The organism is Rhizobium centroccidentale, from assembly GCF_030182565.1.
GTDB lineage: Bacteria > Pseudomonadota > Alphaproteobacteria > Rhizobiales > Rhizobiaceae > Rhizobium.
Map to the genome: position 1 here is coordinate 90,449 of NZ_JAQJCG010000002.1, position 15,001 is coordinate 105,449.

General features: G+C 59.3%; 12 protein-coding genes. 7 read left to right on the forward strand and 5 right to left on the reverse strand.

Features of this window, described 5'->3' with window-relative positions; translation table 11 throughout:
* Positions 1 to 150: 150 nt before the first annotated feature.
* A complete protein-coding gene (carB, locus tag PH562_RS02305; protein WP_285171250.1) occupies positions 151 to 3,636 on the reverse strand; it encodes a carbamoyl-phosphate synthase large subunit in 3,486 nt (1,161 codons plus the stop codon).
* Positions 3,637 to 3,807: 171 nt separating this feature from the next.
* Complete coding sequence (locus PH562_RS02310) at positions 3,808 to 4,632, reverse strand: LytTR family DNA-binding domain-containing protein (RefSeq protein ID WP_285171251.1); 825 nt, start codon at positions 4,630 to 4,632, stop codon at positions 3,808 to 3,810.
* A gap of 86 nt (positions 4,633 to 4,718) precedes the next feature.
* Between PH562_RS02310 and PH562_RS02315 the strand changes: the two genes are divergently transcribed.
* Complete coding sequence (locus PH562_RS02315; protein ID WP_285171252.1) at positions 4,719 to 5,210, forward strand: DUF2306 domain-containing protein; 492 nt, start codon at positions 4,719 to 4,721, stop codon at positions 5,208 to 5,210.
* Positions 5,211 to 5,303: 93 nt separating this feature from the next.
* Entirely contained in the window at positions 5,304 to 6,224 is a 921-nt protein-coding gene (gene ypfJ / locus PH562_RS02320; RefSeq protein WP_113230323.1) for a KPN_02809 family neutral zinc metallopeptidase, read from the forward strand.
* A 50-nt stretch (positions 6,225 to 6,274) separates the two neighbouring features.
* On the opposite strand, the gene PH562_RS02325 is transcribed toward ypfJ, so the two are convergent.
* Complete coding sequence (locus tag PH562_RS02325; protein WP_285171253.1) at positions 6,275 to 7,267, reverse strand: aldo/keto reductase; 993 nt, start codon at positions 7,265 to 7,267, stop codon at positions 6,275 to 6,277.
* A 120-nt stretch (positions 7,268 to 7,387) separates the two neighbouring features.
* Here PH562_RS02325 and PH562_RS02330 point away from each other — a divergent pair, with 120 nt between their 5' ends.
* The 4 genes from PH562_RS02330 (at position 7,388) to PH562_RS02345 (ending at position 11,926) form a co-directional block, all read left to right on the forward strand.
* Positions 7,388 to 8,299 (forward strand): LysR family transcriptional regulator, encoded by a 912-nt coding sequence (locus tag PH562_RS02330; RefSeq protein ID WP_285171254.1) that lies wholly within the window; start codon positions 7,388 to 7,390, stop codon positions 8,297 to 8,299.
* Between the two features lie 159 nt (positions 8,300 to 8,458).
* Positions 8,459 to 9,715, forward strand: a complete 1,257-nt coding sequence (locus tag PH562_RS02335; RefSeq protein ID WP_285171255.1) for a TCR/Tet family MFS transporter — start codon at positions 8,459 to 8,461, stop codon at positions 9,713 to 9,715.
* A gap of 148 nt (positions 9,716 to 9,863) precedes the next feature.
* A complete protein-coding gene (locus tag PH562_RS02340; RefSeq protein WP_285171256.1) occupies positions 9,864 to 11,261 on the forward strand; it encodes an MATE family efflux transporter in 1,398 nt (465 codons plus the stop codon).
* Between the two features lie 92 nt (positions 11,262 to 11,353).
* Positions 11,354 to 11,926 (forward strand): EVE domain-containing protein, encoded by a 573-nt coding sequence (locus PH562_RS02345; RefSeq protein WP_285171257.1) that lies wholly within the window; start codon positions 11,354 to 11,356, stop codon positions 11,924 to 11,926.
* A 115-nt stretch (positions 11,927 to 12,041) separates the two neighbouring features.
* On the opposite strand, the gene carA is transcribed toward PH562_RS02345, so the two are convergent.
* On the reverse strand, positions 12,042 to 13,250 hold the full coding sequence (gene carA, locus PH562_RS02350; protein WP_285171544.1) for a glutamine-hydrolyzing carbamoyl-phosphate synthase small subunit: 1,209 nt from the start codon (positions 13,248 to 13,250) through the stop codon (positions 12,042 to 12,044).
* A 298-nt stretch (positions 13,251 to 13,548) separates the two neighbouring features.
* On the opposite strand from carA, the gene PH562_RS02355 reads away from it, so the two are divergent.
* Positions 13,549 to 14,001 carry a GatB/YqeY domain-containing protein gene (locus tag PH562_RS02355; protein WP_113230329.1) on the forward strand — a complete coding sequence of 151 codons (453 nt, stop codon included), beginning with the start codon at positions 13,549 to 13,551 and terminating at the stop codon, positions 13,999 to 14,001.
* Here the strand turns inward: PH562_RS02355 and PH562_RS02360 are convergent.
* Positions 13,976 to 14,884 carry a hypothetical protein gene (locus PH562_RS02360; protein ID WP_113230330.1) on the reverse strand — a complete coding sequence of 303 codons (909 nt, stop codon included), beginning with the start codon at positions 14,882 to 14,884 and terminating at the stop codon, positions 13,976 to 13,978. The genes PH562_RS02355 and PH562_RS02360 overlap by 26 nt on opposite strands.
* Positions 14,885 to 15,001 lie beyond the last annotated feature (117 nt).

Consider the following 15,001-nt stretch of genomic DNA (forward strand, 5'->3'; position numbering starts at 1 on the left):
ATAGCAGATTGCGACAGACGAATGCCAGAAAATTCGAAGGTTTAAGGACAGGTCCTGTTGAAGCTCCCTGGCCATTCGATCGGCTGGCGGGGCCGCAACGAGCGTGAGCCGGCTATCCTGCTCACGCTCCTTGCGGTCGAATTGGCTGCTTCAGAAATAGCTCTGCAGCGGCTGAACCTCCAGGTTTCCGGCCTTCAGCGCCTTGATCGCCATGGCGGCTGCTTCGGCACCAGCCATGGTGGTGTAATAAGGCACCTTCTGCATCAGCGTCGCACGGCGCAGCGACTTCGAATCCGAGATCGCCTTGTTGCTGTCGGTCGTATTGATGACGAGCTGGACCTGGCGGTTGCGGATCGCGTCCTCGATATGCGGGCGTCCCTCAAGGACCTTGTTGATCTTGGTTGCTTCGATGCCGTTTTCAGCAAGGAAACGCTGGGTTCCGCCGGTTGCGAGCACCTTGAAACCCTGTTCGGCCAGCATGCGGATGGCGGGCAGCACGCGCGGCTTGTCTTCGTCGCGAACCGAGACGAACACCGTTCCGTCACGCGGCAATTCCACGCCGGCGCCGAGCTGCGACTTGGCGAAAGCGAGTGCGAAATCCGTGTCGAGGCCGATGACTTCGCCGGTCGAGCGCATTTCCGGCCCGAGCAGGGTGTCGACGCCGGGGAAGCGGGCGAAGGGGAAGACTGCTTCCTTGACGGCGATATGCTTCAGCTTGCGCGGATCGGGTTTTTTGCCATAGGCGGCAAAGGTCGCATCCAGCTTCTCGCCGGCCATGACGCGGGCGGCGATCTTGGCGATCGGCGCGCCGATGGTCTTGGCGACGAAAGGCACGGTACGCGAGGCGCGCGGATTGACTTCGAGCACGTAGACCGTGTCGTCCTTGATGGCGAATTGAACGTTCATCAGGCCGCCGACATTCAGAGCCTTGGCCATGGCTTTCGCCTGACGCTCGAGTTCGTCAATCATCGCAAGAGAGAGCGTGCGAGGGGGTAGCGAGCAGGCGGAGTCACCGGAATGGATGCCGGCCTCTTCGATATGCTCCATGATGCCCGCAATGTAGACGTCGGTGCCGTCGGAGAGGCAATCGACGTCGACTTCGATGGCGTTGGTCAGATAGCTGTCGAACAGCAGCGGGTTCTTGCCGAGCAGCGTATTGATCTGGCCGGTCTTGTCGTTCGGATAACGCTGCTTGATGTCTTCCGGCACCAGTTCCGGAACCGTGTCGAGCAGGTAGCTCTGCAGCTGGCCTTCCGAATGGAGGATCTGCATGGCGCGGCCGCCAAGAACGTAGGACGGGCGCACGACCAGCGGGAAGCCGATTTCGGAAGCGACGAGGCGTGCCTGTTCGACCGAATAGGCGATGCCGTTATTCGGCTGGTTGAGGTCCAGCTTCATCAGGAGCTTCTGGAAGCGGTCGCGGTCTTCTGCAAGGTCGATCGCATCAGGCGCAGTGCCGAGGATCGGAATGCCGTTCTTCTCAAGCGCTTCGGCGAGCTTCAGCGGCGTCTGGCCGCCGAACTGGACGATGACGCCGACGACTTCACCCTTTTCCTGCTCCGCACGCAGGATTTCGATGACATCTTCTGCGGTCAGCGGCTCGAAATAGAGACGATCCGACGTGTCGTAATCGGTCGAAACCGTCTCCGGGTTACAGTTGATCATGATGGCTTCATAGCCGGCATCCTTCAGCGCGAAGGCGGCATGGCAGCAGCAATAGTCGAACTCGATCCCCTGACCGATTCGGTTCGGGCCGCCACCGAGGATGACGACCTTCTTGCGGTCGGATACCTGTGCTTCCGAGCGGGCAGCGCCGACGAAAGGCGTCTCATAGGTCGAATACATATAGGCGGTCGGCGAGGCGAACTCGGCGGCGCAAGTGTCGATGCGCTTGAAAACCGGGCGGACATTCAGCGAATTGCGCAGTTCGGCCACTTCCTTCGGGCGCTTGCCAGTCAGCGTCGCGAGACGTGCGTCGGAGAAGCCCATGGCCTTCAGCATGCGCAGGTTGGCTGCATCCTGCGGCAGTCCATGCTCGCGGATGCGGACTTCCATGTCGACGATGTTCTTCAGCTGCTCAAGGAACCAGGGGTCGATCTTGCAGCCTTCATGCACTTCTTCGATGCTCATTCCCTGGCGCAGGGCCTGCGCGACCATGCGCAGACGGTCCGGCGTCGGCGTGCCGATGGCGGCGCGGATGGCATTCTGGCTGCCTTCGCCTTCCTCGATGCCCGGGATTTCGATTTCATCGAGGCCCGTCAGGCCGGTTTCGAGGCCGCGCAGAGCCTTCTGCAGCGATTCCGCGAAAGTGCGGCCGATCGCCATGACTTCGCCAACCGACTTCATCGCGGTGGTCAGAACCGGGGAGGCGCCGGGAAACTTTTCAAAGGCGAAGCGCGGGATCTTGGTGACGACATAGTCGATCGACGGCTCGAAGGACGCCGGGGTTGCACCGCCGGTGATGTCGTTTTCGAGTTCGTCCAGGGTGTAGCCGACAGCGAGTTTGGCCGCGACCTTGGCGATCGGGAATCCGGTGGCCTTCGAGGCAAGCGCAGAGGAACGCGACACACGCGGGTTCATCTCGATGACGACGAGGCGGCCGTCCTTCGGATTGACGGCGAACTGAACATTCGAGCCGCCGGTTTCGACGCCGATCTCGCGCAGAACCGCAATCGAGGCGTTACGCATGATCTGGTATTCTTTGTCCGTTAGCGTCAATGCCGGGGCAACGGTGATCGAGTCGCCGGTGTGGACGCCCATCGGATCGATGTTTTCGATCGAGCAGATGATGATGCAGTTGTCCGCGGTGTCGCGGACGACTTCCATCTCGAACTCCTTCCAGCCGAGCACCGATTCCTCAACCAGCACTTCCGTGGTTGGAGAGGCATCGAGGCCTCCGCCGACGATCTCGAAGAATTCCGAGCGGTTATAGGCGATGCCGCCGCCGGTGCCGCCAAGCGTGAAGGACGGACGGATGATGGCGGGCAGGCCGACATGGTCGAGCGCCTGCGCGGCAATTGCCATCGCATGGCTCATATAGCGCTGCTTGCGGTCGCTTTCACCGAGGTTCCATTGGTTTTCCAGTTCGTCCAGCGCCTTGTCGAGCTCGGAACCAGAAAGTGATGCCTTCAGCTTGCTGCGCTCGGCTTCATGCGTCTTGCGGTCGGCATCCTTGATGTCGGTGGCGTTTGCCAGCATGGAGCGCGGTGTCTCCAGGCCAATGCGGGCCATCGCTTCGCGGAAGAGGGCGCGGTCTTCGGCCATGTCGATGGCGGCGGGCTTCGCGCCGATCATCTCGACATTATAGCGGTCGAGCACGCCCATGCGCTTCAGCGACAGCGCGGTATTGAGCGCGGTCTGGCCGCCCATGGTCGGCAGCAGCGCGTCCGGGCGCTCCTTGGCGATGATCTTGGCGACGACCTCAGGCGTGATGGGTTCGACATAGGTCGCATCCGCCAGGCCCGGATCGGTCATGATCGTTGCCGGATTGGAGTTGACGAGGATGACACGGTAACCTTCCTCCCGGAGTGCCTTGCAGGCCTGCGTGCCGGAATAGTCGAATTCGCAAGCCTGCCCGATAACAATCGGCCCTGCACCGATAATGAGGATCGATTTGATATCTTGGCGCTTCGGCATGAGCTCACATCCGTTTTTTCGTTGCGCCAAAAACCGGCCAGGGTGGGAGATCACCGGCCGGGGGCGCATGGGCAATATTTTCAGGCTAGAAGCGGCTTATAGGCAAATGTATTTGCAAACGGAACCCCATAAATGGCGGAATCGACATGAATTCTGCCAGCTTCCTCGTAATCAGCCGAAACGGCGCCGAACGGCTTCCGCATAGGAGCGGCTGACGGGCATCTCTATTCCATCGCGGGCGATGACGAAAAGCTTGCCGTTGTCGCGTTTCAGGCTGGCGACCTGATCCATCGCGACCCAGTGCGATCGGTGCAGGCGTATGCCCTCCGTATTGCCGATTTCCGTGAGCGCATCGCCGAAACGCAGCAGGACGAGTTCGCGGCCGCGTGTTGTCACGACCTCGGTATAGTGATCGCGAACGGTGAACCTTATCAGCGCTCCACGGTTTTCCGGCTTCAAACGCGAGAGAATTGGCGGCTGCGGTGTCCCTGGCCGAATCTCGGGTGCGAAGGCGGATATCGTCTTCGCACCCGAGAGATCTGTTCCTGCGGTTGCCATCGCGATCTGCCGATGCATGGTCAGATAGGTGAGGATGCAGAAGAGGGCGCAAAGTGGTATAGAGCCTAGCGATTGACGCAGGCTGCCGCTCACCGTGGGCAACGCGCCGAAGAATGCGAAGTCGACGAGCTCGATGCCAAAACCGATCGGCAATGCTGCGATGACGGAGCCGATCATCATCCGGGCGAATATGCTCGCCACATATCCCCGCAGCAGGATTTCGGCGACGACGGAAAACACGATTGCGAAGGACCAGGCCATGGCATGCAAGGCGAGCCAGTAACCGAGCCGCGCTCCCGGCATCAGCCGGTCAAGGGTGCCGTACGGGCCGGTCAGGGTAAAGATCAGGACGATCGTGGCGAAGGTCGCCCAGAAGCGTGGTGAACGCCGGATGACCTGCAATTCACGAAGCGTGGACTGCAGAAAGGTGTGATCCACGAAGATGTCTCGTTCTTTCGCGCAATTTCGGTTGAGAGAACGATACTATCACGGAAAGGCTCGATAAACTCAACCGGATAGAAATCATGACCTTCGAGCCGCTTCTCGATGCCCCGCTCGCGATTCAGATCCATGTCGCGGCGGTCATTCCCGCCGCCTTGCTCGGCACCTATCTCCTCGTCAGGCCGAAGGGGACGCCGAGGCACCGTCTGCTCGGCAAGATATGGCTGGTTCTGATGGTGGTTACGGCGCTATCGAGCTTCTTCATTCACCAGATCAACATGTTCTATGGCTTCAGCCCGATCCACCTGCTTTCGATATATGTTCTGTTCGGTTGCTGGGGCGCCATCGTCAATGCCCGCAAACGCAATATTGAGGCTCATAAGCGCATCGTGAGAGGCCTTTACTTCGGCGGTATTGTCGGCGCAGGCGCGTTTACCTTCATTCCAGGCCGCATCATGGACAAGGTGGCCTTCGAGGGCGATGAAATTGTCCCGCTCCTGGTCGTGGCAGGCATAGGCGTCGCGCTTTTATGGCTGATGTCTAAAGAAATATGGCAGCGCCGTCGTTTAAGCTGATCTTCTGTCGATCGCCAACTGGCTTTGTTACACTTCCTGGATATATAAATGCCTCAAGGGACTTTGATTTTAGGCATCGCCAGGAGGTGCACTATGGATTGGAAGGGGCGTCGGCAATCCGACAATATCGAGGACGAACGCGGCTCATCACCCATGAGCGGCGGCGGTGGCGGCGGCTTTCGATTTCCGGGCGGAGGGATTGGCGGCGGCGGTTTGAGCTTCCGCACCATTATCGTCCTTATCGTGATCTTCCTGATCCTGAGGGCCATGGGCGTCGATGTCATCGGTCTGCTGCAGCAAAGCGGCATGCTGGAGGGCGGCGGCTCCGGATATCAGCAGAGCACTTCCAACAGTAGTAGCGGCGGGCAGCCGGCCAATGACGAGATGAAGCAGTTTGTCGCGACCGTGCTTGCCGATACGGAGGACACCTGGACCGGCATCTTCAAATCGATGGGCCAGACCTACACGGATCCGAAGCTTGTGCTGTTTTCCGGCAGCTTCCCTTCGGCTTGCGGCCAGGCTTCGGCGGCGACCGGCCCCTTCTATTGCCCGAGCGATCAGAAGGTCTATCTCGACATGGCCTTCTTCCAGCAGATGAAGGATCAGTTCGGCGCATCCGGCGATTTTGCGCAAGCCTATGTGATCGCACATGAGGTCGGCCATCATGTGCAGGACCTGCTCGGAATCCTGCCGAAGTTCAATCAGGCCCGCCGTAACATGAGCGAAGTGGACGCCAATAAGATGTCGGTGCGCATCGAACTGCAGGCCGATTGCTTCGCCGGCATCTGGGGCAAGTTCACGCAGCAGAAGGGCATATTGCAGGCCGGCGATCTCGAAGAGGCGCTGAATGCCGCGCAGCAGATCGGCGACGATACGCTGCAGAAGCGCACGCAAGGCTACGTCGTTCCCGACAGCTTCAACCACGGCACGTCGGCGCAGCGCATGAAGTGGTTCAAGCAGGGTTTCGATTCCGGCAAGCTCTCGGATTGCGATACGCTGAACAATCCGGTCTGATCCTGCTTGCCCGCTCCCGGGATACCGGCGAGCGGGCAAGCCTTTTCGGGTTATTTCTCGCTGTCGAGATGCGTCAGCTGCGCTTCGGGGTAGCGGCCGCCGGCTGCGGCGTCTTTCGGGATCGCGCGTTCGATCGCGGCCATATCGGCTGGCGACAATTCAACCGCGAGCGCTCCCAGGGCTTCCGTCAGGCGGTCGCGGCGGCGGGCGCCGATGACCGGGACGATATCCTTGCTCTTGGCTGCGACCCAGGCAATCGCGATCTGAGCGACGGTTGCGCCCTTCGCCTCGGCGATCTCTCGTAAAGCTTCCACCAGTTCCAGGTTCTTTTCGACGTTTCCGGCCTGAAAGCGCGGGCTTATCGTGCGGAAATCGCCCTTTTGGGCATTATCCTTCTGCCAGTGGCCGCTGATGAGGCCGCGCGAAAGAACGCCGTAGGCGGTAACGCCGATACCGAGTTCACGGCAGGTCGGCAGGATCTTGTCCTCGATCCCCCGCGAGATCAGCGAATATTCGATCTGCAGGTCGACGATCGGATGGATGGCAACGGCGCGGCGGATGGTGTCAGCGCCGACTTCCGACAGGCCGATATGTCTGATGTAGCCTGCCTTGATGAGATCCGATATCGCGCCGATCTGATCTTCGATCGGCACGTTCGGGTCGAGGCGGGCAGGGCGGTAGATATCGATGTGATCGATGCCGAGGCGCTGCAGCGAATAGGCGACGAAATTGCGGATCGCCGCCGGCCGGGCATCGTAGCCGAGCCATGCGCCGGAGGGATCGCGCAGTGCGCCGAACTTGACGCTCAGCAGGAAATCGTCCCGCTTCAACCCCCTGATGGCTTCGCCGATCAGCATCTCATTGTGGCCCATGCCGTAGAAATCACCGGTATCGAGCAGGTTGATCCCGGCATCGAGCGCGGCATGGATGGTGGCGATGCTCTCGGCGCGATCGGACGGGCCATACATGCCGGACATGCCCATGCAGCCCAGGCCAAGCGCCGATACCTGCGGCCCGGTTCTTCCCAATTGATTCTTTTCCATCCTGCTTCTCCTTGCCTAAGGTACGCACCATCCCAACATGGCTTCTACAGTCTATTTACTCCACCGATCTCTGTGCGATAATCCGGGTAAATCGAAACAGGTTGTTTGGAATTTCGCACAATGGATGATTTGCCGCTGGCCGATCTGGTTGCCTTTACCGCTGTTGCCCGTGAGCGCAGCTTTCGCGAGGCAGCGCGGAAGCGCGGCGTTTCCGCCTCCTCGTTGAGCGAAGCGGTCCGGCGACTGGAGGAGCGACTGGCGGTCCGCCTGCTCAATCGCACGACGAGAAGCGTGACGCCGACGGAGGCGGGAGAGCGGCTGATGGAGCGCCTGACACCGGCCATGAGCGAGATCGCCGTGGCGCTCGATGATATCAACAGCTTTCGCGACAGTGTCGGCGGGACGTTACGGCTGAATGTGCCGACGGTTGCCGCCATGGTCGTCATGCCCGACATCATCGGCTGTTTCCTGAGGGAATATCCGGCGATCTCGGTCGAAATCGTCGCTGAGGACAGTTTCATCGATGTCGTGGCGGCCGGCTACGATGCCGGTATTCGTTATGATGAGCGGCTGGAAAAGGACATGATCGCCGTGCCGATCGGGCCGCGGCAACAGCATTATGCTACGGCTGCGGCACCGGCCTACCTCGCGGCAAACGGCACGCCGAGGCATCCGCGCGATATACTGGAGCATCGCTGTATCCGTCATCGTTTCCTGAGCGGATCCGTCGTTCCCTGGGAGTTCGAAAGAAACGGCGAGACGATCTTCATTACGCCACCGATGGTCGTTGCGACGAATTCGATCGATATCGAACGCAGCGCGGCCGCGGCCGGCTTGGGCATCATCCGAACATTCAAGGAATTCCTTGCGCCGCAGATTGCCCGCGGAGAGCTGGTGCCGATCCTCGAAGAATGGGACACGGTCTTTTCCGGGCCGTTTCTCTATTATGCCAGCAGGCGGCACATGCCGGCGCCACTCAGAGCCTTCGTCGACTTTCTCAATCGAGACCAGCGGCGCGGTCGCGACAGATAGTCGCTTTTGTGCCAAGGATCAAAAAAGCGTTCGATAAATCAATAGGATTGAAGCGTTCACGTATTGTTTCCGCCAAAATCTTTAGGTATGGGGAACGCTCCGGTTTTTCGTTCACGTTCTGTCTCTTTCGTCGAGGCGGAGCCGCCAGAAGGCATCTCCATGATCGATCAGAAATTCGCCCGTCGAGGCCTGTTCCTCGTCTTCCTTATCCTCTTCCTCGACGTCATCGGCATCGCGATCATCATGCCGGTGATGCCGAAATATCTGGAGGAGTTGACGGGTGCCTCGGTCAGCACGGCGGCAACCGAGGGCGGCTGGCTGTTGCTGGCCTATGCCGGCATGCAGTTCCTATTTTCGCCCTTGATCGGCAATTTGAGCGATCGCTTCGGTCGCCGCCCGCTGTTGCTTGCCTCTGTGCTGACGTTCGCGATCGACAATTTCATCTGCGCGATTGCGGGCTCCTACTGGATGCTGTTTGTCGGCCGCATTCTTGCCGGCATCAGCGGCGCAAGTTTCTCGACCTGCTCGGCCTATATCGCCGATATCAGCAATGACGAGAACCGCGCGAAGAATTTCGGCCTGATCGGCATGGCCTTCGGCGTTGGTTTCGTGCTCGGTCCCGTGATAGGCGGCTTCCTCGGCGAGTTCGGTCCACGCGTGCCTTTCTATGGTGCGGCGGCTCTGGCTTTCCTGAATTTCGTCGGCGCCTATTTCCTGTTGCCGGAAACGCTGGATGCCAAGCACCGCCGGCCCTTCGAGATTACACGCGCCAATCCGTTCGGCGCGCTGAGGCACATGCGCCGCTATCAAGGTATCGGTTGGGTCTGTGTCGTGATGTTCCTGAATTGGCTGGCGCACGGCGTCTATCCTGCAGTCTGGGCTTTCGTCACCTCCTATCGCTATGAGTGGAGTGAGGGACAGATCGGCTTCTCACTTGCCGTCTATGGGATCGGCGCCGCCATTGCTATGGGTCTGGTGTTGCCACGACTGGTGCCTGTTCTCGGCGAGTGGAAGACCGCAGTGCTCGGGATGGTGTTTTCCTGTCTCGGCCTGATCGGCTACGCTTTTTCATGGCAAGGCTGGATGGTTTACGCAGTTATCGTCCTGACGGTCATCGAAAATGTCGCGGATGCGCCGTTGCGATCGATTGCAGCCAGCAAGGTTCCGCCTTCCGCACAGGGCGAATTGCAGGGAGCGCTCGGTAGCCTGACGAGTATTACCGCCATCATCGGCCCCGTGCTGTTTCCATATCTGTTCCAGTATTATACCGCGCCAACCGCACCCGTCGTTTTTGCCGGTGCTCCCTTCATCATGAGCGCAATTCTAGTGGTTGCCGGGCTTGTCGTGCTCGTGGCGAAGGTCCGCAAGACCGAGCCGAAAGCGGTATCGCAATCGCAGGCAGGCGAAGCGGCCTAAAATATCATCAGATATTTTGATGTTCTGATGAATTCTTTAGCATCATCGACTTGTCTGCTGGCTTTTTAACCTAGGTTGCGTTAATGCGGCAGGCTCGCGCACCCTTGGGTAGGACGGTTTGCGCGATTCTAAAGATCGAGTCTTCGCTATGGATATGCCGGTACCTGCGCGCCCGCACGCGCATGACAATGATAATTCGTGGTCTGCACATGTTCGCGCAACGCTTGCGCTGGGCATTCCGTTGATCGGCGCGCAATTGGCGCAGCTCGGCATCAACACGACTGACGTAATGATCGTCGGCCGGCTCGGTGCCGAACAGCTGGCTGCAATGGTGCTTTCCGCCCAGTTTCTTTTCACGATCCTGGTTTTCGGTTCGGGCTTTTCCATCGCGGTCATGCCGCTGGTGGCGCAGGCCTATGGCAGAGGCGACGTTACCTCAGTGCGCCGTGCGTTGCGAATGGGCCTATGGGTCGTAACGGCCTATTGGCTGCTGGCGCAGCCGGCCTTCTTCTATTCCGAGGAGATTCTGCTTGCAGCCGGACAAAAGCCTGACGTCGCGAAATTAGCGAGCGGCTATATCGATATTGGCCACTTCGCCGTGTTGCCGGGCCTGCTCTACAATGTCATCCGGGCGCTGGTGAGCGCCATCGGCCGGGCTGGCATCATCCTCAAAGTGACGATCGCTATGTTGGTGATGAATGCCGTGCTTGCCTATATCCTGGTGCTCGGCCATTTCGGCCTGCCGGCGATGGGCCTGCATGGTGCGGCCATTGTCTCGGTCGCCGTGCAGACCGCCGGTTTGCTCTTCATCGTTGGTTACGTGCAAGCCCACCGGGAGACGCGGCGCTACGAGATCTTTGTGCGATTCTGGCGGCCCGACTGGCATGCCTTATGGGATGTCATCCGGCTTGGTTTTCCGATCGGTGTGACGGTTCTAGCTGAGGTCAGCCTATTCACGGCAGCATCGCTGCTGATGGGCCAGATCGGCACGATCGAGCTTGCTGCGCATGGCATCGCGCTGCAATGGGCGTCGATTGCCTTCATGATCCCGCTCGGCCTCAGCCAGGCGGCGACCGTGCGCATCGGCGTCGCCCATGGGCAGGGCGATCATTTCGGCCTGAAGCGTGCGGCCATCGTGGTGCTTATCGTTTCGAGCTGCATTGCGGTTTGCGGCAGCATCCTGTTTGCAACTGTGCCATCCTGGCTGGCAAGCTGGTTCCTTGACGTCCATTCGGCCGAGGCGCCTGAGGTCCTTGCCTTTGCCGCACCGCTGATTGTCGTCGCCGGCTTCTTCCAGCTCGTCGATGGGCTGCAGGCGATCGCGAGCGGTCTGCTGCGCGGACTGAAGGATGCGCGCGTGCCGATGATTCTGGCGCTGATCGCCTATTGGCCGATCGGCTTCTTCCTTGCCTGGCTGTTGGCGTTTCCGCTCGGCTTCGGCGGCATCGGCATCTGGTTCGGCTTCCTGCTCGGCCTTGCTTCTGCGGCGACGATGCTTTGTGCACGGTTCTACCTTCTTGTACGGGCGGAGAAGGCTACCGCCTGATAGCGGCAGCGTTCATTGCGTTGTGAGACTACTGACAAAATTTGACAGCATGATCGGCTATAACTGTTTCATACCAGAGACGGGAGACGACCATGTTATTCAAGGCAAGCAATCGTAATGATGCCGCGCTTTTCCCGCGGGATGATCAAATCAATCGGGGGGCGGCCGTACGCCTCCTGCCACACGCCAACACTTCGTCCCGGCGACCGGAGCCGGAGCAGAAGTCCTACTGGCTGGCGGTGGCCAGTGCCGAGCATGTGCGTATTGGGCGCGAGCAAGGCTTCATGCAAGTAAACCACGGCAAGCGGGCCCCTTTGAAGCGTATCAAGCCGGGCGACGGCATCGTCTACTATTCGCCGTCTGTCAAAATGGGCGAGAGGGATGGCTTTCAGAGCTTCACCGCCATCGGTTTTGTCCGTGAGGGCGAGCCTTATCTTGCCGAAATGGGCTGCGGAAAAGCCTATCGCAAGGATGTGGATTGGCTTGATGCGCCCGAACAGCCGCTTCGTCCTCTCCTCGGCTGGCTTGATTTCACCCAGGACAAGAATTGGGGTTACAAGCTGAGATTCGGTCTTGTGGAGTTCGGGCAGTCGGATTTCGAGTTCCTCGAAGAAATCCTGATGAGCGAGCTCGAAGTGGTCAAGCAACGCCGCCTGCAAGCCTGAGCTCCGGCAGGCATGGACGCATGTGACGAGAGACCTCCCAAGTTGACGCACCAAAAGGAAGCCTCGGATTGGCACCAATCCGAGGCTTTTTCATGCGGTTAGATCATCGGTTTTATCAGGCGCGTTCGGCCAGGGCTTCTTCGCCCTTCTTTTCTCGCACCAGATTGATGAAGCGGCGGAAGAGATAATGGCTGTCCTGCGGACCGGGAGAGGCTTCCGGGTGATGCTGCACCGAGAAGACCGGCTTGCCCGATACGCGCAGGCCGCAATTGCTGCCGTCGAAGAGCGAAATATGAGTCTCCTCAACGCCGTCTGGCAGTGACTTCGAGTCGACTGCAAAGCCGTGGTTCATCGACACGATCTCGACCTTGCCCGTCGTGTGATCCTTCACCGGATGGTTGGCGCCGTGATGGCCCTGATGCATTTTCGCCGTCTTGGCGCCGAGCGCCAGACCGAGCATCTGATGGCCGAGGCAGATACCGAAGAGCGGGATTTCCGACTTCAGCAGGTCCTTGATCACGGGCACGGCATATTCGCCGGTCGCTGCCGGATCGCCGGGGCCGTTGGACAGGAAGATGCCATCCGGCTTGAGACCGAGGACGTCATCCGTGGTAGCCGTCGCCGGCAGGACCGTGACCTTGCAATCGAGGCCGGCAAACAGCCGCAGGATGTTGCGCTTGACGCCGTAGTCGAGGCAGACGACATGGTACTTGGCGTCATCGGCGCCGAGTTCGCCATAGCCTTCGTTCCAGACCCAGGGCGTCTGCGACCATTGTGAGGACTGACCGGAGGAGGCGACCTTGGCGAGATCGAGACCTTCGAGACCGCTCCAGGCCTTGGCATCCGCCTTCAGCTGCTCGATGTCGAAGACGCCGTTCGGATCGTGAGCGATCACGCCGTTCGGCATGCCGTTCTCGCGGATCCAGGCGGTCAGCGCGCGCGTGTCGATGCCGCAGAGCCCGATGATGCCGCGCGCCTTCAGCCATTGGTCTAGGTGTTTGGCAGCGCGGTAGTTCGAGGGGTCGGTGATATCGGCCTTGAAGATGACGCCGACGGCACCGTGACGGGCGGCCGGCGTCAGGTCTTCGATGTCTTCTTCGTTCGTGCCGACATTGCCGATATGGGGGAAGGTAAAGGTGACGATCTGGCCGAGATAAGAGGGGTCGGTCAGGATCTCTTCATAACCCGTGAGCGCCGTGTTGAAGCAGACTTCGGCCTGGACCTTGCCGGTCGCGCCGATACCCTTGCCTTCGATCACGGTGCCATCCGCGAGAACGAGGAGGGCGGTCGGCTTTTCAGTGGTCCATGGGGCTGTGGCGGTCATAGTCATCCCGTTTCCGGCGTCGGGCGCGGCCTTGAAGAGACCGGCGGTTCCGCCATGTTTGTAGCAAGGTGCAGCCGTCGACCGAGGCCGCGGCTTGAGATCTTCCTATCGATCTTATGTGCAGGTGATGGACATAGCTAAACAAGGCGAGGCGGTCAATGCGCGCTTTTGCTTTCCTGATAGGGAATTCGGGCTCTCGGGCGCAATTGCGTTGATCGGCACTGTTGGTTTAAGAGACAGCAACATGACATAAGTGGCCGGGGCGATCGTCGCCGGCCTGCTTCAAGGAGTTAAAGACATGATCCGCGAAACCCTTTCCAGCGCCCAGAAAGATGCCATGAAGGCAAAGGACACAGCGAGGCTTTCGACCGTCCGTCTCATCCTTGCTGCCATCAAGGATAAGGATATCGCCAATCGCGGTCTCGGCAAGGAGCAGGCGAGCGAAGACGAGATTCTGCAGCTGCTTGCCAAGATGATCAAGCAGCGTGAGGAATCGGTGAAGATCTATATCGATGGCGGCCGTCCCGAGCTAGCTGACAAGGAGCGCGCGGAAATCGCGGTCATCCAGGGCTTCATGCCTGAGCAGCTTTCCGAAGAGAAGGTCCGTGAGATCTGTGTTGCCGTCGTCGCGGAACTTGGCGCGCAAGGCCTAAAGGATATGGGCAAGTGCGTGGCCGCCTTGCGCGAGCGCTATGCCGGCCAGATGGATTTCGCCAAGGCCTCCGCTATCCTGAAGGAACTGCTGAAGTAAAACTCTGTTTCGCCCTCGGTATGCGGACCGGCCGCCTGCCGAGGGTATTTTGCCAGGCGGCGTCTATGATGGCGAGCTTCCCCGCCTGATAGTTCCGATATTCCTCGATGAAAGCGGTGGAGAGCCAAAGCTGGCTCCGCCCAGGCGCTCCCGTCCATCCGACGCTTTGCATGTTTATGGCCTTGTTCATGAGTCGCTTTGCGTTTGTTCTGGAAATGAGAAACCGGTTGCAGAGATCGGTAAAGGCCACCGGTCCGATAATCGCTTTCTTAGTCGCCGTATTGATCGTCCCGATGCGGGAGATCAGATAATCCATAATGATGCCGCCCGAGTTTGCCCAGGTGAACAGGTCGAACGTTTCTCCCGGATTGCGCAGCTCGTCGCTTTCGATGATGCCAACCGAGATCGTAGGCTGAAGCAGCGTAACGAGTTCCGGTTTTTTGCTAAATAAGGCGTTGCGCTTGCCGCCATCCAACCGATCCAGCACGGACAGATGGATGCTCAGCCATCTTGCAAGCTGCCTTGCGGCCTCTTCTGTGGGCTGCATTGGTCGCGCGCGCCTGTCGCTGGTGATAGGCAGAAAGCGCAGGAAACCGAGAGCCAGCATCTCCTGAATGAAGCTGAGTGCGGTGTTGTGGCTGGCGATTTCGTGTTCGACGATATAGTTGGCGAAGCGATTGGCGTGAATACCGGGCGGTTCTCCGTCGATGCCGCCGCAATAAAGGGCGAAGCCGGCGAGCGCCATCAGCCAGCGTTGCTGTGAAGCAAAGACAGAGCATACGCGCTGATTTTCATCATAAGTGGATATAATCTCTCGTGTATAACCGAGGATTTCCGTGAAAAATTTGGGGTCTTGAACAAGTTCCTTCGCGGATAAAGACATGCAACCGTCTCCGATCAACTGAACAAAGTTTCAAATTGTCTGACGAGATAATTACTAAGATCGCATATACGTAGATAATAAAGGATATCGATCGATATCGTTGCGTCAAGATACTCG